This is a genomic window from Candidatus Tisiphia endosymbiont of Thecophora atra (assembly GCF_964026395.1).
In the GTDB taxonomy this organism is placed as follows: domain Bacteria; phylum Pseudomonadota; class Alphaproteobacteria; order Rickettsiales; family Rickettsiaceae; genus Tisiphia.
Window position 1 is genome coordinate 68,974 of sequence record NZ_OZ032145.1, and the last position, 22,023, is coordinate 90,996.

Genomic DNA, 22,023 nt, shown 5'->3' on the forward strand with positions numbered 1-22,023 from the left:
TTAATATGGATCTTCATAACGCTTAGATAGCTCCTGAATATTTTCTGGAGGCCATCCTGGTATGTCCATACCAAATTTTAAACCAAAGCCTGATAATATATCCTTAATCTCATTAAGAGACTTTCTACCAAAGTTTTGAGTTCTAAGCATCTCTGTTTCTGTTTTGATAACAAGATCGCCTATATAAATTATATTTTCATTCTTTAAACAATTCTGAGATCTAACAGATAATTCTAATTCCTCAACTTTCTTCAACAACGCTGGATTAAATGCTAATTCTTCTAACTTATCCTGTTTATCTTCTGTTTGTTCTTCAAATGTAATAAATAATTGCAACTGATCTTGCAAAATTCTAGCAGCAAGTGCTATAGACATCTCCGGAGAAATACTACCATTAGTTTCAACGGTCATAATCAATTTGTCATAATCTGTAACTTGACCAACACGTGTATTATCAACTTTATAGGTAACCTTTCTTACAGGACTGAATAACGCATCTATTGGGATAACGCCAATAGCTAATTCCAAACCAACGCTGCTTGCAGCGGGAACATACCCTTTTCCCGTCTCACACACTAATTCCATTTCAAGCTGAGCCCCTTTTGCCAAAGTACAAATCACATGATTAGGAGTTAGTACCTCCACATCATGCCCTGTTCCAATCATCCCAGCAGTTACAACGCAAGGACCAGTAGCACTTAATCTAACAATCTTTCTTTCTGAAGAATGCATCTTAATGACCACAGACTTAAGATTCAAAACTACATCAACTAAATCTTCCTTAACCCCAGGTATAGCAGAAAATTCATGCACCACCCCTAGTATCTTTATTGATGTTATTGCAGCACCCTGAAGAGATGAGAGTAGAATTCTCCTCATAGCATTACCTATTGTTAAACCAAAGCCTCTCTCTAAAGGTTCAACCACAATTTTTACTATATTACTACTCTTATCAGGACTGTCATAAACTATCTTAGAAGGTTTTATTAATGCACTCCAGTTTTTATTTAATGATAACATTATTTACCTATGCCCCTATACTCTTCTTCTTTTTGGTGCTCTAACACCGTTATGTGCAACAGACGAAACATCTAAAACTGACGTAACTATAAAATTTTGACTAAATACCGCACGCATAGCCGATTCCCTTTGAGCCCCTGCACCTTGCACTCTAATTGAAACAGTTTTCAGACCGTGTTCTTTTGCAACTTCTGAGGCTTTATCAACAGTTATTTGAGCAGCATAAGGCGTAGCTTTTCTAGCCCCCTTAAAACCATGTGTACCTGCTGTTGAAAAAGCTATAGCATTACCTTGTACATCCGTAAAAGTAACAATAGTATTATTAAAAGTTGTCTTTATATGAACAACGCCAAGAGTAATATTTTTTCTTTTTTTCTTGACCTTAGTATTAGCCTGACTCATCATTATACCATATTACTTTGTAACTTTTTTCTTACCGGCAATCGCAACAGCTTTACCTTTTCTTGTTCGAGCATTAGAATGAGTATTCTGACCTCGAACAGGCAACTTTCTTATATGTCTAAGACCTTGGTAACTTCTAATATCCTTTTTCTTCTTGATATTAAGATTCACTTCTCTTCTTAAATCACCTTCTACTTTATATTCTTTTTCAATAATATTACGTAAAATAATAAGTTCTTGATCTGTTAAGTCTTTGACCCTTTTACTTGCAGATATTCCAGTTTTTTGACAAATCTCTTCTGCAGCAGAAAAACCAAGCCCATAAATATATGTTAAGCTCACTACTAATCTTTTGTTTGCTGGAATATTAACACTCGCTATTCTTGCCACAAATAATCTCCAAAATTTCGATAATAACCAAAAGGGAATAATATAAAAATATCCCTTAAAGTCAAATCATTTTTAACACTTTATATAAAACAAGTTCTACTTCTTCTTTATCCTTATTTGCATCAACAACATAGAATTCACTATTATCTCTATAATAGTTAAGTAACGGATAAGTTTCTATTTTATATTCTTCTATTCTTTGCTTAATAGTCTGTTCATCATCATCTTGTCTGTGCATAAACTTATCTGACCCACAAACATCACAGACATTATCAACCTTAGGTTTAATGAAATAACTATTATAAATTTGTCCACAATTCTCACAATTAAACCTACCTAAAATCCTCTTGATAATCACTTGATCGTCTATGTTGAAAAACACAACTTTAATCTTTTGATTAGCAAACATTCTTAAAAAATTAGCTTGCTCTAAATTACGAGGATAACCATCTAGAACATAACCGTTTTTATATATATCCTGAGTTAAAAACTCCTTAACTACATTATTCACCAATTTAGGAGGGACAAGTTTTCCTTGTGCCATATACTCTTTAATTAACAAACCATCCTTGTTATTAACCTTTACCATTTGTCTGAATATATCGCCAGTAGACACATGAGGTAAATTTAACTTTCTTGCCAATAACTGCCCTTGAGTTCCCTTCCCTGAACCAGGAGACCCTATAAGCACTATAATCATTTGAAACTCTTCTTTAAACATAACATAATATATACCCTCCACTAAGTTAAAATGTATAATTTTTTGCTTTAAAGAATTGTTTTTTTATAATATCAGTTAGTTTTTTAACTTCATTTTTTTAATTAATCCCTCATACTTACTGCTAAATAAATGAGTTTGAATTTGTACAAATGTATCTAGAACAACATTAACAACAATTAAAAAACTTGTACCCCCTAAGGCAAAAGATACGGCGTATTTATTCATTAACATTTCAGGAACTATACATATAAAACTAAGATATATACCACCTATTACAGTTAACCTAGTTAACAAATAATCAAAATATTCCGCAGTATTCTTACCAGGTCTTTTGCCAGGAATATATGCCCCATACTTTCTTAAATTATTTGCTGTTTCTTCTGAATTAAAAACTACTGCTGTATAAAAAAAACTAAAAAACATTATCAACGCAACATACAACAAAATATATAAAGGCTTCCCATGCCCTAGATGGAAAGTTAATAAACTCATAATTTCTGAATTATTGCTAGAAAAATTAGCTATTGTCACAGGAAACAACAAAATCGAACTAGCAAATATTGGCGGAATTACCCCAGAAGTATTAAGTTTAAGAGGCATATGAGTCGAATCACCACCATAAATTTTATTGCCAACTTGTCTCTTTGGATATTGTACCAAAACTTTTCTTTGTGCCTTCTCAAAGAAAATTATTATAGCTATAATTACAATAACTCCTAAACAAATAGCCATAACTACTATCGGAGACAAACCACCACTTCTTGACAACTCAAACATGCTTATAATAGCACTTGGTACCCCCGACACTATACCTATAAATATAATCAAGGACGATCCATTACCAATACCTCTACCAGTAATCTGTTCACCAAGCCACATTAAGAACATAGTACCTACAACTAAAGTAATAACGGTAGTAACCTTGAAAAAAAGCCCCGGTATAATAACTACTGGACCTACATTAGTTACAACATGTTCCAAACTTACTGCAACACCATATGCCTGAAAAGAAGCTAATAAAACAGTTAAATACCTAGATAATTGATTGATTTTCCTTTTACCAACCTCACCTTCTTTTTTTAAATTCTCTAAAGGCTTGTAGGCTATTGACATTAATTGAATGATAATTGAAGCAGTTATATATGGCATAATTGCTAAAGCAAAAATAGACATTCTACCTAGAGACCCCCCAGATAGCATATTAAACATACCAAGTATACCAGATTGATTTTGTTCAGCCACACTGCTTAACGCAACCGAATCAATACCCGCTATAGGAATAAATGACCCAAATCTACATACTATAAGAGCCAAAATAGTAAAAATAATCCTATTAGCTAAGTCTTTATTAGATTTTTGTGTGGAATTTAAACTCATAAATTACAATATTTGACCACCAACTTGTTCTATTAACTTCTTAGCAGAAGCAGAATAAGCATCTAATTGAAATGATAAGGGACTATTAAATTCACCACTTCTAACAGATAGTAATTTAACCAATAATTTAGTATTCTTAATTAACCCGACTTCAACTAATCTCTCTTTTGTTACAACTTCTGTTGAGTTCAAACGATTTTCTGCTATTAAAAATTCTATATCAGCAATATTTACTACACTATATTTCTTAGAACTAGGACAGTTAAAGCCTCTCTTTGGCAATCTTTTAATCATAGGCATCTGCCCCCCTTCAAAACCCTTAATAGCTACACCAGATCTAGATTTCTGCCCCTTAACACCTCTGCCACATGTTTTACCTTTACCACTGCCAATACCGCGACCTACCCTTTTTTTATCTCTCTTGGCACCAAAATTGTTAGATAACTCATTTAATTTCATTTTCTAAACTCTAATTTATATTTTCTACTTTTAACAAATGTCGTACCTTCTTGATCATCCCTCTAACAGAGTTTGTATCTTTCAAAATAACAGATTTATGCATTTTATTTAGACCCAAACCTACCAAGGTTTCTTCCTGATCATATTTACGACCTATACTACTACCAATTTGGGTAACTTTAACCTTTGCCTCATTCACTTTTTCTTGATTACTACTCATAAATTCCTACAACCCAATTATTACTTTAAATATAAAGACTCACTATAGCCCATTGCTTCCAAACCCCCTTCACACGCAAATTCAGGATAAGAATTAACTAATTCTTATCCCGAATTGGGGTTAATAGCCTTTGCAGGTTATTTTTTAGATTCTGCTACCTACGCGAGAATGACATCGAAACTTCTTAAGTTGACACCCATGAGCCTACGCTGAAAGGACTATTACACTACTTAAACTTGCACACTTGCTTCTGATATTATTTGTTGCCCTTTTGTAGATTTAGTTGATACCTCATTTATTCTTTTTCCTCTCCTTTCAGCAATATTCTTTGGAGAAGAGAGTTGAGATAACGCATCAAAAGTTGCAGCAATCATCGCATATACATTACTAGAACCCAAAGATTTGGCAACAATATCATGAACTCCTAAAGAATCAAAAATTGCTCTCATAGCACCACCAGCGATAACACCAGTACCTGCCTTGGCTCTTCTTAAAATGACTTTAGCTGCTCCGCTTTTACCAATGACATCATGATGAATAGTCCTATTTTGATAAAGAGGAATTTTAATCATATCTTTCCTTGCTTCTTGAGTAGCCTTAGCTCTAGCTTCTGTTACCTCTTTCGCCTTACCATGGCCATAACCAACCTTACCGGCTTTATCACCAGCAACAATACAAGCAGAAAAAGAGAATTTTCTACCCCCCTTTACTACTTTAGTAACTCTGTTTACATCCACCAAAGTTTCTGTTAGTGCTTCACCCGCATTTTTTTTAGCTTTAGCCATTTCTTAAACCTAAAATTAAAATTTCATTTTTTTTCTTGCTGCATCAGCTAAAGCCTTAACAACACCATGATATTTATAACCACCCTTATCGAATACAACTTCTTGTACCCCTTTAAGCGATGCTCTTTCGCCTATTAAATCACCTACTTTCGTGGCTGTACCAATATTACAGTTGGATTTTTTTAACTGTCTAATTTCTTTATCTAAAGTCGAAGCAGATGCAATAGTTATTGATTGTTTGTCATCTATGACTTGTGCATATATGTGCTTTCCAGACTTAAAAATAGACAGCCTGAGTCTGTTTGATACCTTTGATATCTTAGACCTCACTCTAGCCTTTCTTATATCAAACTTTAACTTTGAACTACGCATATTTAACTCTTAAATTTTAATTTTTCTTACCTTCTTTCCTCTGAACATATTGACCTTTGCGTTTAATACCTTTACCTTTATATGGTTCAGGTGGTCTCTGCTTTATAATAATTGATATAAACTGACCTAATTTTTCTTTATCAACACTTTCCAATATAATCTGATTTTGTTTAGGAGCGGTAACTTTAATATTTTGAGGTATTTCTACTTTAGTATTATGACTTTTAGCAAGCATTAAGTTTAAATATTTATCCTTCACCAAAGCCTTATAACCGACGCCATTGACTTCAAGCTCTTCTGTAAAACCTTCTTTAACACCTTTTATCATACTATTTATTATACTTCGTGCCGTACCCCACATAGATCTAGCACTTTTAGTCTCTGCTAATGGTTTTACAAAAAGCTGATTATCTTGCAATAAAATTGCTATATTTCCTGCGAAAGTTTTTGTTAATTCTCCCTTGGGACCAACAACATTAACTTTCAACCCATCAAGTTCAACTTTCACCCCTTCAGGCACAGGGACTGGCAATTTTCCAATACGTGACATCTTTATACCTTAAAACACTTTACAAATTACTTCACCGCCAATTTTTTGGCTATGTGCTTCTCTATCTGATAAAACTCCTCTAGAAGTAGAAAGAATATAAATACCCATATTGTTATAATATCCTTTTAGTTTATCAATAGAAGAATAAATCCTCTTACCTGGTTTTGAAACTCTACTTATTTCACATATAGCAGGTTTTCCATTAACAGAATATTTTAGATCCACTTCAATATGACTTATATTACCATCCTTGACAACTACATACTCTTTGATATAACCTTCTTTTTTTAAAACGTCCAAAATAGCACATTTTATTTTTGAACAAGGTAGAGATATATTCATCAATTTACTTTTTTGACCATTTCTAATTCTAGTCAACATATCCGCTATATTATCTGTCATTGACATACGATAAACCTACTATTTTAACTTCAGTTCGATATAAGAATTATTAATTTTTATATCTAATTGGCTTGTTATAAGGAAAAGTGTACCCTTGAAGCGGTTCTACGAGTACATTTCAACTTTTTTCATCATTCAATGGGTGATTTTAATTATTAAAACCACCTATTGAATAGAATATTACATTTTAACAATCAGGTACTGAACCGCTTCAAACCTGATTGTTTCTACTTAACCCTTGAATTCGATATAATAAGTTATATCGAATTCAAGCTATTTTACCAACTTGCTTTAATCAAACCAGGAACTAATCCCTTACTACCAAGTTCTCTCAGCTTATTTCGTGATAGACCAAATTTACTATACACTCCTCTTGGACGTCCAGTAAGCTCACACCGATTTCGGACTCTATTCATAGCTGAGTTTCTAGGTAACTTAGCTAAAACCATCACTAGCGAAAATCTTTCTTCCAAAGATAAAGTTTTATCGTAAATCTTGTCCTTTAATTTAGCACGCTTGTTATATAAACTTTGTGCCATCTTTCTTCTTCTATTATTCTTTTTTATAGAACTTACTTTAGCCATCTATTTTTCTTCTAAAAATTAATTATAAAAAGGCAAATTAAAGCCAGAAAGTAATAATTTACCTTCTTCATTATTCATAGCACTTGTAACAATCGTGATATCCATACCACGAATTACATCTATCTTGTCGTAATTAATCTCTGGAAAAACAATCTGTTCTTTTATACCAAAAGTAAAATTACCTCTACCATCAAAACTTTTACTGGAGAAACCTCTAAATTCTTTAATACGCGGTAGAGCAACGATTACTAATCTCTCTAAAAAATCATACATTCTATCTTTGCGCAGAGTAACTTTACAACCAACTTTCATACCTTCACGAAGCTTAAAAGTAGCAATAGATTTTTTGGCCTCAGTCACTAAAGGCTTTTGTCCTGAAATTAGAGTTAGATCATTGACAGCATTATTAATTACCTTAGAATCTGCAACCGTTTCACCAACACCCATATTAACAACAATTTTTACAACCTTAGGCATTTGATGTTTATTCTTGTACGCAAACTCTTTCTGTAAGTTTGGTACAATCTCTTTAGTGTATAAATCTTTAAACCTGAGCAACATTACTTACCTTCCTTACTACTAATAATTTCACCAGACTTCTTAGCTACTCTTACTTTAGAACCATCTTCTAGAAATTTAAAAGCAACTTTTGTATGGTTACCTGTTTTAGGATCTATGTGAGCAACATTGGATATATGTATGGATAATTCCTTTGACACTATGCCACCTTCACTTGTTTTACTCGCCTTAACATGCTTGCGAACAATATTTATACCCGAAACAATAGCTCTATTTTGCTCAGGCAAAACCTTTAAGACCTTACCCTTTTTTCCCTTATTTTTTCCGGTGATAACAATAACTTCATCACCTTTCTTAATTTTTAGCTTAATCATTACAACACCTCTTCTGCAAGTGACATAATCTTAACGAATTTTTTTGCCCTTAATTCTCTAGTTACAGGACCGAAAACTCTTGTACCTATTGGTTCTCCTTGCTTATTTAAAAGTACTGCTGCATTAGAATCAAATTTAATTGTACTACCATCTGCCCTTCTAACACCCTTTTTTGTTCTAACAATTAGAGCCCTATGTACGTCACCTTTTTTTACTTTTCCGCTTGGTAAAGCTTCTTTTATAGATACCACAATGACATCCCCAAGATTTGCTATCATGTGATGTGAACCACCAAGCACTTTAATACACATAATTTTTTTAGCACCAGAGTTATCCGCAACATCTAAGATGCTCTGCATCTGAATCATAACTTACTTCCACTTGAGAATTTAATAACGCAACACAATAAACAATCTAAACAACAAAGTCAAAGGATAAAACTCACCATTCTGTAACAACTAAACCTATTATTAAAGAGATACCTCTACATCCCCTAACACTACCCAAGACTTAGTTTTAGATATAGGGCGACTTTCAACTATACTAACCTTATCACCATCCTTATAAGTATTTTCTGAATCATGAGCAGCATATTTTTTAGAAACTTTCACAATTTTTTTGTATATAGGATGCTTAAACCTACGCTCTACTTTAACTGTAATAGTCTTATCAGTTTTTGAACTTACAACAACACCCTGTAGCACTCTTTTCGGCATTTCCCTATTCTCCAGTTTTTGATCTTATAGTTAACTCTGTATTAATACGAGCTATTGTTTTTTTTACAAAAGAAAACCTGCTAGTATTTTGTAATTCACCTAATGTTCTCTGAAACCGTAGATTAAAAAACTCTTTTTTAAACAAAATTCTCTTTTTGTGAAGCTCTTCCGTAGTCTGCCCAACCAATTCCTTTGCTGATACCCCTAAATTATTCATAACGCCTCACTATCTTTGTTCTTACAGGCAATTTTGCACTAGCAAGCTCAAGTGCTTTCGTCGCTACATCATCTGTAACCCCTTCCACTTCAAACATAATTCTTCCAGGTGATACTCTCACTGCAAAAAATTCAGTAGAACCTTTTCCTTTACCCATTCTAACTTCCGCAGGCTTCTTTGACACAGGCAAATCAGGAAAAATTTTAATCCATAATCTCCCCTGCCTTTTCATACAACGAACTGCAGCCTTTCTTGCTGCCTCTATTTGTCTTGCGGTAACCCTTAAACCATCTAATGATTTCAAGCCAAAAGAACCGAAAGCTAGCATAGTACCAGCCTTTGCTTTTGAGGAAACTCTCCCCTTATGTGCTTTTCTAAATTTTTGTTTTTTTGGAGCTAACATTATTTTACTTCAAAATTAATTATGTTTCTTTCTATTTTCCACATGATCACCCCTATAGACCCAAACCTTTATACCTATAACTCCATAAGTTGTCATAGCTTCAGCAGTCGCATAGTCAATATCAGCTCTCAAAGTATGTAAAGGTACTCTACCTTCTCTATACCACTCTGTTCTCGCTATTTCAGCTCCAGCTAAACGTCCAGAACAAGCAACCTTTATACCTAATCCTCCTTGCTTAAAGCAGGCTTGGATAGCGGTTTTCATAGCTTTTCTAAAAGACACTCTTTTTTCAAGCTGCATAGCAATCGTTTGAGCAATAATGTTAGAGTCTATATTAGGCTTCTTTACTTCATGTATATTAATATATATTTCTTCTAAACCCGTAATTTTTTGGACAGATTTTTTTAATTTATCAATGTCGTTACCACTTTTACCTATAATAACTCCAGGCTTTTTAGCAAAAATATTAATTATAACATTCTTATTAGAAGGCCTCTCTATTAATACTCTACTAACTTGTGCTTGCACATAGTTTTTATTAACTAGATTTCTAACCTCTAAATCTTGGATAAGAAGAACTTTATAGTGCTTCTTATCAGCATATAACACCGAGTCCCAACCTTTAATTAATGTCGAACCAACCCTAAAGCCATGCGGATTAACTTTTTGCCCCATATCTTATTTCCCCTCAACTTCAGTAACTGTAATATATAAATTACTAAAAAATTTATTAATCCTTGTTGCTCTTCCTTTAGCTCTTGGCATAATTCTTTTCATCACCAACGCCTTACCTACAGTTGCAGAAGTAATAAACAAAGTATCAATATCTAAACCAAAATTATTTTCAGCATTAGCAACAGCAGACTGCAAACATTTTTTTACATCTTGAGCAATTCTTCTAGGGGAAAAGGTAAGCTGAATTAGAGCCTCAGACACTTTCATATTCCTAATAGAAGTTGCAACCAAATTCAATTTCCTCGGACTCACTCTAAGAGACTTAGCAATTGCTGTAGTAGAGCCTTTATTCACCTTCACCATATCTATTTTCTCTTAACTTTTTTATCTGTGCCATGACCATGAAAAGTCCTAGTTGGAGAAAATTCACCTAATTTTTTACCAACCATTTCTTCACTTACAGTAACAGGTATAAATTTATTTCCATTATGTACAGCAAATGTTATTCCAACAAAAAATGGTAAAATTGTTGACCTTCTAGACCAAGTCTGAATCATTTCTGATTTACCAGATTCAATCAATTTTTGTACTTTTTTTATCAAATAACCATCTACAAAAGGTCCTTTCCAAACTGAACGAGCCATAATTACTACCTAATTACTTTCTTCTCTTAATAATAAATTTTGATGTAAGCTTATTCTTACGTGTTTTCTTACCCTTAGTTGGGAAACCCCATGGAGTCACTGGATGACGACCACCAGAAGTTTTTCCCTCTCCCCCCCCATGTGGGTGATCGACTGGATTCATTGCAACACCACGAACATGTGGTCTCCAACCTAGCCATCTATTTCTTCCGGCCTTACCTAAATTGGTATTTTTTTGATCAGGGTTTGAAACAACACCTATGGTAGCTTTACAATCTAACGGTATCAATCTAAATTCTCCAGATCGAAGCTTGATCTGTGCATAACCCGAATCCTTACCTACTAAATTAACAGAAGTACCAGCAGATCTTGCAATTTGACCACCTTTACCAACTTTCATTTCTACATTATGTAAAGTAGTACCAACAGGAATAGATTTCAAAGATAAACAATTTCCTATTTTTATGTCAGCTTCATCACTTGATACTATTCTATCTCCTATAATAAGCTTTTGTGGTGCTAAAATATAAGAATACTCACCATCATCGAATTTAATTAAAGCAATGAAGGAAGTTCTATTAGGATCATATTCTATTCTTTCAACAGTGGCAAATACATCCTGTTTATTTCTTTTAAAATCAATTATACGATAAAGTCTTTTATGCCCTCCTCCTCTATGCCAAGCAGTGGTTCTACCCAAATTATTTCTACCACCAGTCTTAGATAAACCTTTAGTTAAAGCTTTATGAGGCTTACCCTTCCAAAGATCAGATTTATCAACCTGTACTAATTCTCTAAGGGATGGAGTAACTGGATTAAACGTTTTTAAAGCCATTTATTTAATACCCCCTGTAAAATCAATAGTATAATCTTTTTCTAACGTCACAATTGCTTTCTTTTTATCTGATTGTCTGCCGTTAATACCCTTAAATCTTTTTCTCTTACCTTTTACATTCATTATGTTAACTTTTTTAACCTTAACCTGAAAAATTTTTTCAACCGCCATCTTGATAGAAGCTTTCTCAGCACTATCAGCAACATGAAAAGTAAACTTATTTTGTTGCTCAGATAAAATATTGGTCTTCTCAGTGATCACAGGATTCCTAATAAGATCATAATGTTTATAAGACTTCACTTTAACCTCTTTTCTAAAGCATCTACAGCTTCTTGTGATAACAAAACATAATCATGGCGTATTATATCATAAACATTTGCACCAATTTGCGGTACTGAAATAGTATTTGGAATATTTTGTACTGCCAAAGAAAAATTGATATCAACCTCATCACCACTAACAATAAAATAACTTTTACCATGAAAATTATTTAATAATTTTATAAGATTAGAAGTTTTGGATTCATGTAATTTTAAAGAATCTACTATTAGCAATTTCCCCTCAGCCAATTTTTCTGATAAAGCATGTTTTAAACCAAGTTTTCTAACTTTTTTTGGCAATTTTGTAGCATGACTCCTTGTTACTGGACCATGAGAAACTCCACCACCTCTCATTTGGACAGATCTTAAAGATCCTTGCCTTGCATTACCCGTACCTTTTTGCTTAAAAGGTTTCTTTGTAGTACCAGATACTTGCGACACTGTCTTTGTTTGATGTGTACCAGCCATAGCTTTAGCTCTCTGCCAATCAACAACAAGCTTGATAATATCTTCCCTAACAAAATCTACGGCAAAAACTTCGTTATCTAAATCAATCTCACCAACAGCTTCATTTTCAAGATTTAATAATTTGGCTTTCATATAGTTTATCCTATAGCTGTAATGGTTTTCTTAATAGCATCCTTAATGTAGACATAAGATCCTTTTGAACCGGGAATATTTCCACTAACTATGATTATGCTTTTTTCCATATCAGTATCGACTACTTTCAAATTTTGAATAGTAACTCTTGTACTTCCCATATGACCAGCCATTTTCTTATTCTTAAATACTTTACCAGGATCTTGTCTACCACCAGTAGAACCATGCGAACGGTGAGATACAGATACACCATGTGAAGCTTCAAGTCCTCTAAAATTATGCCTTTTCATACTACCAGCAAAACCTTTACCAATAGTAGTACCTACAACATCTATAAACTGACCAATAACAAAATGATCCACATGCAATGCAAAACCTACATCAAGGAAACAAGTTTTAGAAATTCTAAATTCCTTCAATTTTTCCTTTGGCGTAACTTGAGCATTAGCAAATACCTGCTTCATTGGTTTTGTTACTTTAGATAATTTTTTATCTTTTACCCCAATAACCAAAGCATTATAGCCATCCCTTTCTAGGGTCTTTTGTCCCACTACTTGGCAATCTTCAACTTGTAGAAAAGTAACGGTAGCTCTCTCACCCTTTTCATTAAAAATTGAACTCATACCAATTTTTTTAGCAATTAAACCGGTTCTCATTACTCAACACTCTCTAACTTAATCTCAACATCAACACCAGCAGGCAAATCAACTTTTTTTAAAGCATCAACAGTCTGAGGAGTTGGATAACTTATTATCAAAAGTCTTTTCTGAATTCTAATCTCAAATTGCTCCCTTGATTTTTTATTGACATGCGGAGACCTATTAACGGTAAATCTCTCAATTGTCCTTGGCAACGGAATTGGACCAATTATATCAGCACCGGTTCTTTTAACAGCCCCTACTATTTCTCTAGTACCTTGCTCAAGCGAGCGGTGATCAAACGACTTTAAACGAATTTTGATTTTTTGATTATTTTTCATTAACTAAACCTTTTTATAAACAGCTAGACCAGTCAAAGCACATTCTTTAATAGATTTACTCTAATTAAACATATTTTGCCTAACCCTAAAAAAATAGTCATCCTGAAATTTTTCAGGATGACTATTTCTTATTATTTTATAATCTTTGATACTACACCGGCTCCTACTGTCCTACCACCTTCACGTATAGCAAAACGTACGCCCTCTTCCATAGCTATTGGAGCGATCAATGCAATTTTCAGATTCGCATTATCACCAGGCATCACCATTGTTTTACCATCTTTCAAAGTGATTTCTCCAGTTACATCAGTCGTTCTAAAATAAAACTGTGGTCGATATTTATCTGTAAATGCTGTATGACGACCACCTTCTTTTGTGGTAAGTACATAAACTTCAGCTTCAAACTCAGTATGCGGAGTTATACTTCCAGGCTTAGCTAACACTTGACCTCTACATACATCTTCTCTTTTAGTTCCACGCAGTAATATACCAACATTATCACCGGCTTCACCTTGATCTAATAGCTTCTTAAACATTTCCACACCAGTACAAGTAGTTTTTTGAGTATCTCTTATACCGACAATCTCTACCTCTTCACCAACTTTTACTATACCTTTTTCGATTCTACCAGTAACAACCGTACCTCTTCCAGAAATAGAAAATACATCTTCTATTGACATTAAGAAAGGTTTATCTGTATCTCTCTCAGGTTGAGGTATATATTCATCAATAGCATTCATCAACTCTTTAATCGCAGCTTCACCTTCAGGTTTTCCTTCTAGAGCCTGTAAAGCTGAACCTCTGATAACTGGTATATCATCTCCAGGAAAATCATACATTGATAAAAGTTCTCTGACTTCCATTTCTACTAAGTCAAGCAATTCTGGATCATCAACCATATCAACTTTATTCAAAAATACAACTATTGCAGGTACGCCAACTTGCTTAGCAAGCAATATATGTTCCCTTGTTTGAGGCATTGGACCATCAGCAGCAGATACTACCAATATAGCAGCATCCATTTGAGCTGCACCACTTATCATATTCTTTATATAATCTGCGTGACCAGGACAATCAATGTGAGCATAATGCCTTTTTTTAGTTCTATATTCAACGTGAGCAGTAGCAATAGTTATACCCCTTTCCCTCTCTTCAGGAGCTTTATCAATGTCATCATAATTAGTAGCCTGTGCTCCACCTTCTTTTGATAACACTAAAGTTATTGCAGCTGTTAAAGAAGTCTTACCATGATCTACGTGTCCTATAGTACCTATATTACAATGGGGTAGATCCCTTTCAAATTTTACCTTTGCCATAATTCATTCTCCACAATTTAAGATTTAATACAATTTAACATAAAAATACAAATTTATCCAATTTCCAATTATCACCAATACTCTTGGAGCGGGTGATGGGAATCGAACCCACGTGGCCAGCTTGGAAGGCTGGAGCTCTACCATTGAGCTACACCCGCGTATCTACCTAACCAACTTGTGGTGGAGGAAGAAGGATTCGAACCTTCGTACGCTCACGCGGGCAGATTTACAGTCTGCTGCCATTGACCACTCGGCCATTCCTCCAAAGAATTTACGCAAGTATTAAATGGTCTAATTAAACGTAAAGCATATATATAACTTAGTATAAGTACCAACAAATCTTCTTTGCTCTTTTCCAAGGACATTTGAACTTCGGGCTACAAGCCTTTATAAATAAGGATATAACCCTTAAACAACATCAGTATCATTCCTGCGTAATCGCATGGGTGTTAACTTAAGAAGCCTCTATATCCTTCCCGCGGCAGAAATCCAAAAAACAGCCTAAAGGCTGTTAGGTATCATGGACTTGCCTACACGGGAAGGACATCTTTTTTGTTATAAAGCTGAAACTCAAATGACCCCGGCTCTTTTCTCTTGAACTATCCTAAATAAGCTAATATTAAACTTACATTACTTCAGAACGTTTATCAGTTGTAACTTTCTATAATAAATAGTAGTTTGTGTCAAGAATAAATTACTCTAGGTTCTAATAAGATGAGAAATAAAGCTAAAATTTCTAAAGATTTGCACTATATATACGGCAAACATCCAGTATTTGCAGCATTAAGCAACCCAAAACGTTATATTCAAAATGTTTTATGTACAGAAGATATTTTCAATTTGCACAAAAATTTAATCTCTAACCACCCGTATGAGATTACCAACATAGATTACTTAACACGTCTTTTTGGTTCAAATCATAATCATCAGGGAATAGCCGCTAACGTTAAAAGTATCTTCTCTAATCGTATTGAAGATATTGACATAACTATTCCTAATTGTAAAGTTGCTATTTTGGATCAAATAACCGATCCACAAAATATTGGTGCTATTATTCGTAGTGCAGCTTCTTTTGACATCACGACCATAATATTACCTCTAGATAATGCACCTGATGAAAATGCTACCATAGCAAAAACAGCTTCTGGAGCTTTAGAGCTAGTACAAATAGTTAAAGTCACTAATTTAAGGTGGTCAATAGAATATCTAAAAAAACATGGGTTTTGGATTATTGGTCTTGATGGCAATGCAAAACAATCTTTAAGTACAAAAATATTTTCAGATAAAATGGCAATAGTACTTGGTTCTGAAGATAAAGGAATCAGACGTCTAGTTAAAGAAGCATGTGATCACTTAGTTAAAATACCCATTTCAAGTAAAGTAGAAAGCTTAAATGTCTCAAATGCTGCTGCAATAGCGTTTTATTTGATTTCATTAGAGGCAAAATAAATAAAGCTTAATTATATAACATGAATTTTTAGCAAAATTATACTAGAAAATTAAGTAATTTTGTATATAATGACCAACCATAATCCGTTTTAAACGGATTAGAAATTTAATGATGAGTAGGAATTATATGCCAAATTTAGAATATGACAATAACCAAATATTAAAATTATTAGAAAAAGCTAAAAACAGCATAGGAACTAGCACCTTAACTATTGACAACAATATATTGAGAGCCATTGGTTTTAAAGGAATCCAGTATATTTTACAAAATAAAGTGCAATTTTCAGGAATGCTTGATAATGTTGATTCTATTAAGATTGACTATCTTAATAAAGATGATTTTGATGACTTTAAAGAGTTTATTTTATCAACCCCTCCGCTACAATATATACAACTAGATTGCCATAATTGCTATGATAATCACATTACATCTTTAAGCATAACATCTGGAGTAGAAATTAAATTTAGTGCAAACGATACTTTAATTAAAAATTTTTATAGCCAAGTTAAGGACTGTGATGCTAATAATCTAAGCAATGATGACTTAGCTAAGTTTGTAAAGAATGCTTGTAATACCTGTAATGAAGCGAAATCTACAAATGACAAATCAATGCAGTATCTTCATGCTTTAAAAATACTCATGAATTTTGATTTTACTGCAATTGATCAACGATCATTCTAATCTTAAAGATAAATTAAAATCTATATATGAATCACAAGAGGTAAAATCAGAAATTTACCATTTACAACAAGAATATCTTCATTTCTATATGGTGAAAGTTACAGAAAAAAATTGTGATATGTGGAACGAATATGCTGTGAATCAGAGGCAAAATAGCAAAAACTATTATACTACACATACAGGTATACAAAAGGCAGACATTGGTATTACAGGATTTTTGCCTAGTTTACGTTATCATGACCAGTATCTTACAGAAACATATGTTGCTTTTGTTGCAAATAAAATTTGGCAAGATCACAATAAAATTGACCAAGAATCAATTGAAATGTTTGTGAGTATGATGACATCTAAAAATGCTCATTTTACTGGACATGTAGGGATTGCAAGAGCCGCTTCTTATAACGGGGAATTTCATAAAAATCTATCAACAAATTTGCATAGTTTTATTGCTAAAGCTACATTGGAGCATCATCTAGATAAAGAGTATATGATAACTGTTCCAGCCTCACATATGAGAACAATATTAATTAAATCATTTGAAGATAATAGTAAGATTTTTATAGGAGATAATAATATACAATATAGCGAAGAGCCTTTAGAATCATTGATAAACACCCATGAAGCAATGGTTATTGCTGGATATAATAAAAGTAATCGTATGAGCCTTGAGTACAATCTACATTTACTATCAATTCATTTACTAAAGCAACAAGCATTATTGGAACAAGAAAACACCAAGATGCCTTTAGAAGTTAAAGAAGGTAATGGTTATAAAAAATATGAGTCATTTAAACTTTCAGCACAAAATGGTATTATATTAAATGACTTAACTGCCAAGGATATGGAAGGGGAATACGCATGGTTTTTTAAAAGCCCATACCTTTTTCACAACTCTTCTACCCAAGAACCAATAATAACATGCGACCTCAAAACTCTCGCAGATTTTTTACCGGCATCTACAGAGCTGGAATATCAATCATCTGTAGAACTTATTGGTGATACAGCATGTTGATTACCCTGTATACTCGATAATCAAGTTTTTTAGAATTATTAAAAAATATGTCTATTAGCAAGAAGCCGCGAAAAAGCGGCGACGCGGCAATCTAGGATACGCCTAGAAAAAACAGCTTCGCTGTTTACTTCTCATCTTCGAGATAAATATGAGCAGAAATTATGCTATAGAACGTGAGTATTATGCGACGAGTGGAGTGTAGAATTAAATTCTCGTTACTGACTACATTTTTTCACCTGTGGAATTTTATAATAAAGAAATACTGATAAAAGTGTACTTTAATGACAAGAGTTTTTATTTGAAACAAAACAATGGTAATACACATAAGAAGCATTATGTTGACTAATTTTTAGTATGTCAAGTAGAAAAGTGATGTTTACATGACTACAAACTTCATGCCAAAACCACTGCGAACCTGATTCTTTAGACGTTTCAAGCACTTTTTCGTCTCGAAGATGAGTTACTTGGATCGCCACGGCATCTAAAGAGCCTTGCTATGACGATTATAAAAAAATGTAGGGTACTATGCATCCCAGCCTTCGCTGTCACCCATAACTGTTGAAATTCATCAAGTATATATATTGGGAAATATTTATTTTGCTAGGCTTGGTGAATACAAAAGAATACTTAAAGAAAAAGCTGTTTTTAAAATTTGATAAACAATCAGTTAAAGGTAGTGACAGCGAAAGTCGGACTTGAGCAAGTATTACAAAAGTAATAACATGCTATAATTAAGTCTTTAAAGGAGGTAATCCAGCCGCAGGTTCCCCTACGGCTACCTTGTTACGACTTCACCCCAGTCGCTAATTTTACCGTGGTTGGCTGCCTCTTACGTTAGCTCACCACCTTCAGGTAAAACCAACTCCCATGGCGTGACGGGCAGTGTGTACAAGGCCCGAGAACGTATTCACCGCGGCATGCTGATCCGCGATTACTAGCGATTCCAACTTCATGCTCTCGAGTTGCAGAGAGCAATCCGAACTGAGATATCTTTTAGGGATTTGCTCCACGTCACCGTCTTGCTTCCCTCTGTAGATACCATTGTAGCACGCGTGTAGCCCAACCCGTAAGGGCCATGATGACTTGACATCGTCCCCACCTTCCTCCGGCTTATCACCGGCAGTTTCCTTATAGTTCCCGGCATTACCCGCTGGCAAATAAGAATGAGGGTTGCGCTCGTTGCGGGACTTAACCCAACATCTCACGACACGAGCTGACGACAGCCATGCAACACCTGTGTGTGATCCAGCCGAACTGAAGGGATGCATCTCTGCTTCCCGCGACCACCATGTCAAGGGTTGGTAAGGTTTTTCGCGTAACATCGAATTAAACCGCATGCTCCACCGCTTGTGCGAGCCCCCGTCAATTCCTTTGAGTTTTAATCTTGCGACCGTACTCCCCAGGCGGAGTGCTTAATGCGTTAGCTACGAAACCGAAAGAAATTCTCCCGATATCTAGCACTCATCGTTTACGGCGTGGACTACCAGGGTATCTAATCCTGTTTGCTCCCCACGCTTTCGTGCATCAGCGTCAGTTGTAGCCTAGATGACCGCCTTCGCCACCGGTGTTCCTCCTAATATCTAAGAATTTCACCTCTACACTAGGAATTCCATCATCCCCTACTACACTCTAGATTAGTAGTTTTGAAAGCAGTTCCGAGGTTAAGCCTCGGGCTTTCACTTCCAACTTACTAAACCGCCTACGCACTCTTTACGCCCAGTAATTCCGAACAACGCTAGCCCCCTCCGTCTTACCGCGGCTGCTGGCACGGAGTTAGCCGGGGCTTTCTTGGTCAGGTACCGTCATTATCTTCCCTGCTGAAAAGGGCTTTACAACCCTAAGGCCTTCGTCACCCACTCGGTATTGCTGGATCAGGCTTTCGCCCATTGTCCAATATTCCCCACTGCTGCCTCCCGTAGGAGTCTGGGCCGTGTCTCAGTCCCAGTGTGGCTGATCATCCTCTCAGACCAGCTACAGATCGTTGGCTTGGTAGGCCATTACCCTACCAACTACCTAATCTGACGCGGGCTCATCCATCAGCGATAAATCTTTCCTCCGAAGAGAATATACGGTATTAGCATTTATTTCTAAGTGTTATTCCGTACTGATGGGTAGATTCCCACGTGTTACTCACCCGTTTGCTACTAACTAATTCAGAGCAAGCCCTAAATTAATCCGTTCAACTTGCATGTGTTAAGCATACCGAAAGCGTTCGTTCTGAGCCAGGATCAAACTCTCAAGTTTGATTCTGTCTACTTTTTATTCAAAAAATTGACAGGTTTAATTTATCACTTTTAGTGATAAGTACATTTTGCTGTCACTACCTATATCTGATTATTTACTTTTAAAAACAGCTACGAATAATTAATGTTCGTCTTTTCGTAGGAGTAGTTATATGCAAAATCTACCATCCTGTCAACTGGTATTTTGAACTTTTTTTATAATTTCCTTATTCATTTTATCTACGACCCATGGCATACTCTACTAACAAATTTTTAATAGGCTGTATATTATCAATAGTTTTAAGCCCCAAACGTCTTAGATACCACAAGGTTTTTGAATGGTTTGAGAAAATACTATTTAAGCTTTCAGTAATCATATACATATGAAAATTATCATTTTGTCTTAATTTTTGATATCGTTCTAGCATTCCTGTACTTATACCACTACTAGCCACTAACCCCGTTAAAGTTTCAATATCCTTTATTCCTTGATTCAAAGCCTGACCAGCTAAAGGATGAATTGTATGAGCACTATCTGCCACAACTGCTATTTTATTATAAAAATATTTACTAGCTATACGAGCCTTTAAAGGAAAAGAGCTAATAGTACTATCTAAAGCAATAGACCCTAAAGAATTCCCACAATTTTTACTTGCTAAATACTCAAATTCTTCCTTTGGTAAGCTCATCAATAATGCAGCCTGCTCTTGCCCAGTAGTCCATATTATAGATGAGACCTTTTGATCCTTGAGAGGTAAAATGGCAAAAGGACCAGATGGCATAAAATGTTCAATAGCACAATTTTCGTGATCTTTCTCATGCTTAATATCAAATGTCAAGGCGATTTGGTTATAGGTTCTCTCTATTTTATTAAAAAAATAATATTGACGAACTTTAGAATTACGTCCATCACAAACAATCAATAAGTCACTATTCATAGTCTTATTGTCATCTAGATATATGGTTGAATGATCAGGTTTACTATCAACTTTTTTATAATCACACTGATCAATTACCTTAATCAGAGGGTTTTTTCTAACATTTGCTAGCAATATTTTCTTAAATTCACTATTTTTTACTATATAACCTAGTGCATCATTTCCCTTAATATTTGGCAAACATAACATTTCTGGGGCTTTATTATCAACAACATAGACGTCCAACATTTTGCTAGCTATCTTCTCAATCTCAAACCATACATTAAGACCTCTTAGAAACTGCACAGAAGCAGGGGTTAAGGCGGTCGTTCTGATATCAGTACAAAAATTATCAGAATTTATCGATTGATACTCAAGGATGGTAGTCTTAATATCCTCTTTTGCAAACGATAATGCCGTAAGCATACCACTGAAACCACAACCCAATATTACTATTTCTTTTTCCATCACATCACATATATTAGATTACGCGAATTCGGGATAAGAATTTGTTAATTCTTATCCTGAATTTGGGTAGATTGATTGATAAAATACTTTAAATATGCTCCACTTGCTATAAAACTTAAGAGAAAATAAATTATAGCAATGTCTAGATAACAATTATTCATTTTAAATGAACCAAGAAAACAAATGAATAAGGTTATTATACTAGTTAAACTATTTAGCACTAAGAGTTTGACAAAAATATTTACATTTTTAATTAATAAATAGATCATTAAACCAATGAACAAAATATTGATAACTAAATAAAAATTTATCATGATACAAAATTAATTTAAACTGATTAGTTGATTATTTATCCATTCTAACATAAAATCCCGGTATCGTTAAGAGTTTGAC

General features: G+C 34.3%; 33 protein-coding genes, 2 tRNA genes and 1 rRNA gene. 3 read left to right on the forward strand and 33 right to left on the reverse strand.

The annotated features are described in order from the left end of the window. From AAGD45_RS00340 to AAGD45_RS00480, 29 genes are all read right to left on the reverse strand, one after another. Positions 1-1,020: a DNA-directed RNA polymerase subunit alpha gene (locus tag AAGD45_RS00340; protein WP_341761523.1), complete on the reverse strand. Its 1,020-nt coding sequence runs from the start codon at positions 1,018-1,020 to the stop codon at positions 1-3. A 15-nt stretch (positions 1,021-1,035) separates the two neighbouring features. Continuing rightward, entirely contained in the window at positions 1,036-1,422 is a 387-nt protein-coding gene (rpsK, locus tag AAGD45_RS00345; RefSeq protein ID WP_341748194.1) for a 30S ribosomal protein S11, read from the reverse strand. Positions 1,423-1,434: 12 nt separating this feature from the next. Next, positions 1,435-1,812: a 30S ribosomal protein S13 gene (rpsM, locus tag AAGD45_RS00350; RefSeq protein WP_341761524.1), complete on the reverse strand. Its 378-nt coding sequence runs from the start codon at positions 1,810-1,812 to the stop codon at positions 1,435-1,437. A 61-nt stretch (positions 1,813-1,873) separates the two neighbouring features. Next, positions 1,874-2,512 carry an adenylate kinase gene (locus tag AAGD45_RS00355; RefSeq protein ID WP_341762257.1) on the reverse strand — a complete coding sequence of 213 codons (639 nt, stop codon included), beginning with the start codon at positions 2,510-2,512 and terminating at the stop codon, positions 1,874-1,876. Positions 2,513-2,608: 96 nt separating this feature from the next. Then, on the reverse strand, positions 2,609-3,910 hold the full coding sequence (gene secY / locus AAGD45_RS00360) for a preprotein translocase subunit SecY (RefSeq protein ID WP_341761525.1): 1,302 nt from the start codon (positions 3,908-3,910) through the stop codon (positions 2,609-2,611). A gap of 3 nt (positions 3,911-3,913) precedes the next feature. Continuing rightward, positions 3,914-4,369: a 50S ribosomal protein L15 gene (gene rplO / locus AAGD45_RS00365; protein WP_341761526.1), complete on the reverse strand. Its 456-nt coding sequence runs from the start codon at positions 4,367-4,369 to the stop codon at positions 3,914-3,916. Positions 4,370-4,379: 10 nt separating this feature from the next. After that, positions 4,380-4,589, reverse strand: coding sequence for a 50S ribosomal protein L30 (gene rpmD / locus AAGD45_RS00370; RefSeq protein WP_341761527.1), 210 nt, complete (start codon positions 4,587-4,589; stop codon positions 4,380-4,382). Positions 4,590-4,819: 230 nt separating this feature from the next. Then, the gene (rpsE, locus tag AAGD45_RS00375; RefSeq protein ID WP_341761528.1) at positions 4,820-5,374 is read right to left on the reverse strand and encodes a 30S ribosomal protein S5; all 555 of its coding nucleotides are present in this window, start codon (positions 5,372-5,374) and stop codon (positions 4,820-4,822) included. A 15-nt stretch (positions 5,375-5,389) separates the two neighbouring features. Next, positions 5,390-5,746, reverse strand: coding sequence for a 50S ribosomal protein L18 (gene rplR, locus AAGD45_RS00380; protein WP_341751354.1), 357 nt, complete (start codon positions 5,744-5,746; stop codon positions 5,390-5,392). Between the two features lie 16 nt (positions 5,747-5,762). Next, complete coding sequence (gene rplF, locus AAGD45_RS00385; protein WP_341748187.1) at positions 5,763-6,296, reverse strand: 50S ribosomal protein L6; 534 nt, start codon at positions 6,294-6,296, stop codon at positions 5,763-5,765. Positions 6,297-6,305: 9 nt separating this feature from the next. Continuing rightward, positions 6,306-6,704 carry a 30S ribosomal protein S8 gene (gene rpsH / locus AAGD45_RS00390; RefSeq protein WP_341748186.1) on the reverse strand — a complete coding sequence of 133 codons (399 nt, stop codon included), beginning with the start codon at positions 6,702-6,704 and terminating at the stop codon, positions 6,306-6,308. Positions 6,705-6,976: 272 nt separating this feature from the next. After that, entirely contained in the window at positions 6,977-7,282 is a 306-nt protein-coding gene (gene rpsN / locus AAGD45_RS00395; protein WP_341761529.1) for a 30S ribosomal protein S14, read from the reverse strand. A gap of 18 nt (positions 7,283-7,300) precedes the next feature. Next, a complete protein-coding gene (gene rplE, locus AAGD45_RS00400; protein WP_375331539.1) occupies positions 7,301-7,840 on the reverse strand; it encodes a 50S ribosomal protein L5 in 540 nt (179 codons plus the stop codon). A gap of 2 nt (positions 7,841-7,842) precedes the next feature. Further along, a complete protein-coding gene (gene rplX / locus AAGD45_RS00405; protein ID WP_341754669.1) occupies positions 7,843-8,175 on the reverse strand; it encodes a 50S ribosomal protein L24 in 333 nt (110 codons plus the stop codon). Then, complete coding sequence (rplN, locus tag AAGD45_RS00410) at positions 8,175-8,543, reverse strand: 50S ribosomal protein L14 (RefSeq protein WP_341748182.1); 369 nt, start codon at positions 8,541-8,543, stop codon at positions 8,175-8,177. The genes rplX and rplN overlap by 1 nt, the downstream gene beginning before the upstream one ends. A 102-nt stretch (positions 8,544-8,645) precedes the next feature. Then, on the reverse strand, positions 8,646-8,891 hold the full coding sequence (gene rpsQ / locus AAGD45_RS00415) for a 30S ribosomal protein S17 (RefSeq protein ID WP_341761530.1): 246 nt from the start codon (positions 8,889-8,891) through the stop codon (positions 8,646-8,648). A 4-nt stretch (positions 8,892-8,895) separates the two neighbouring features. Beyond that, positions 8,896-9,108, reverse strand: a complete 213-nt coding sequence (rpmC, locus tag AAGD45_RS00420) for a 50S ribosomal protein L29 (RefSeq protein ID WP_341761531.1) — start codon at positions 9,106-9,108, stop codon at positions 8,896-8,898. Further along, complete coding sequence (gene rplP / locus AAGD45_RS00425; RefSeq protein ID WP_341761532.1) at positions 9,101-9,511, reverse strand: 50S ribosomal protein L16; 411 nt, start codon at positions 9,509-9,511, stop codon at positions 9,101-9,103. Before rplP ends, rpmC begins: the two co-directional genes overlap by 8 nt. A 15-nt stretch (positions 9,512-9,526) precedes the next feature. Continuing rightward, positions 9,527-10,186, reverse strand: coding sequence for a 30S ribosomal protein S3 (gene rpsC / locus AAGD45_RS00430; protein ID WP_341761533.1), 660 nt, complete (start codon positions 10,184-10,186; stop codon positions 9,527-9,529). 3 nt (positions 10,187-10,189) lie between these two features. Beyond that, positions 10,190-10,549, reverse strand: coding sequence for a 50S ribosomal protein L22 (rplV, locus tag AAGD45_RS00435; RefSeq protein WP_341748177.1), 360 nt, complete (start codon positions 10,547-10,549; stop codon positions 10,190-10,192). A gap of 2 nt (positions 10,550-10,551) precedes the next feature. Next, positions 10,552-10,830 carry a 30S ribosomal protein S19 gene (rpsS, locus tag AAGD45_RS00440; RefSeq protein ID WP_341748176.1) on the reverse strand — a complete coding sequence of 93 codons (279 nt, stop codon included), beginning with the start codon at positions 10,828-10,830 and terminating at the stop codon, positions 10,552-10,554. Between the two features lie 13 nt (positions 10,831-10,843). After that, on the reverse strand, positions 10,844-11,665 hold the full coding sequence (gene rplB / locus AAGD45_RS00445; protein WP_341761534.1) for a 50S ribosomal protein L2: 822 nt from the start codon (positions 11,663-11,665) through the stop codon (positions 10,844-10,846). Beyond that, positions 11,666-11,965, reverse strand: a complete 300-nt coding sequence (gene rplW, locus AAGD45_RS00450; RefSeq protein WP_341761535.1) for a 50S ribosomal protein L23 — start codon at positions 11,963-11,965, stop codon at positions 11,666-11,668. Continuing rightward, on the reverse strand, positions 11,962-12,585 hold the full coding sequence (gene rplD / locus AAGD45_RS00455; RefSeq protein WP_341748173.1) for a 50S ribosomal protein L4: 624 nt from the start codon (positions 12,583-12,585) through the stop codon (positions 11,962-11,964). The genes rplW and rplD overlap by 4 nt, the downstream gene beginning before the upstream one ends. A 5-nt stretch (positions 12,586-12,590) precedes the next feature. After that, positions 12,591-13,241, reverse strand: a complete 651-nt coding sequence (gene rplC, locus AAGD45_RS00460; protein ID WP_341761536.1) for a 50S ribosomal protein L3 — start codon at positions 13,239-13,241, stop codon at positions 12,591-12,593. Then, positions 13,241-13,564, reverse strand: a complete 324-nt coding sequence (rpsJ, locus tag AAGD45_RS00465) for a 30S ribosomal protein S10 (RefSeq protein WP_341748171.1) — start codon at positions 13,562-13,564, stop codon at positions 13,241-13,243. The genes rplC and rpsJ overlap by 1 nt, the downstream gene beginning before the upstream one ends. 131 nt (positions 13,565-13,695) lie before the next feature. Continuing rightward, entirely contained in the window at positions 13,696-14,880 is a 1,185-nt protein-coding gene (gene tuf / locus AAGD45_RS00470; RefSeq protein ID WP_341748170.1) for an elongation factor Tu, read from the reverse strand. Between the two features lie 84 nt (positions 14,881-14,964). Continuing rightward, positions 14,965-15,038 (reverse strand) — tRNA-Gly (locus tag AAGD45_RS00475). Positions 15,039-15,058: 20 nt separating this feature from the next. After that, positions 15,059-15,144: transfer RNA gene (locus tag AAGD45_RS00480), tRNA-Tyr, on the reverse strand. 450 nt (positions 15,145-15,594) lie between these two features. Here AAGD45_RS00480 and rlmB point away from each other — a divergent pair. The 3 genes from rlmB (at position 15,595) to AAGD45_RS00495 (ending at position 18,023) form a co-directional block, all read left to right on the forward strand. Beyond that, a complete protein-coding gene (rlmB, locus tag AAGD45_RS00485) occupies positions 15,595-16,329 on the forward strand; it encodes a 23S rRNA (guanosine(2251)-2'-O)-methyltransferase RlmB (protein WP_341761537.1) in 735 nt (244 codons plus the stop codon). 127 nt (positions 16,330-16,456) lie between these two features. Then, entirely contained in the window at positions 16,457-17,011 is a 555-nt protein-coding gene (locus tag AAGD45_RS00490) for a hypothetical protein (protein ID WP_341761538.1), read from the forward strand. Further along, positions 16,977-18,023: a hypothetical protein gene (locus tag AAGD45_RS00495; protein WP_341761539.1), complete on the forward strand. Its 1,047-nt coding sequence runs from the start codon at positions 16,977-16,979 to the stop codon at positions 18,021-18,023. The genes AAGD45_RS00490 and AAGD45_RS00495 overlap by 35 nt, the downstream gene beginning before the upstream one ends. A 278-nt stretch (positions 18,024-18,301) precedes the next feature. Here AAGD45_RS00495 and AAGD45_RS00500 read toward each other — a convergent pair whose 3' ends face one another. The 4 genes from AAGD45_RS00500 to AAGD45_RS00515 all read right to left on the reverse strand — a co-directional run bounded on the left by AAGD45_RS00500 (position 18,302) and on the right by AAGD45_RS00515 (position 21,944). Further along, positions 18,302-18,463, reverse strand: a complete 162-nt coding sequence (locus AAGD45_RS00500) for a hypothetical protein (RefSeq protein WP_341761540.1) — start codon at positions 18,461-18,463, stop codon at positions 18,302-18,304. A gap of 301 nt (positions 18,464-18,764) precedes the next feature. Further along, positions 18,765-20,267 (reverse strand): 16S ribosomal RNA (locus AAGD45_RS00505). A 214-nt stretch (positions 20,268-20,481) separates the two neighbouring features. Next, positions 20,482-21,630 (reverse strand): FAD-dependent monooxygenase, encoded by a 1,149-nt coding sequence (locus AAGD45_RS00510; protein ID WP_341761541.1) that lies wholly within the window; start codon positions 21,628-21,630, stop codon positions 20,482-20,484. Positions 21,631-21,674: 44 nt separating this feature from the next. After that, positions 21,675-21,944 carry a monovalent cation/H+ antiporter complex subunit F gene (locus tag AAGD45_RS00515; RefSeq protein ID WP_341761542.1) on the reverse strand — a complete coding sequence of 90 codons (270 nt, stop codon included), beginning with the start codon at positions 21,942-21,944 and terminating at the stop codon, positions 21,675-21,677. Positions 21,945-22,023 lie beyond the last annotated feature (79 nt).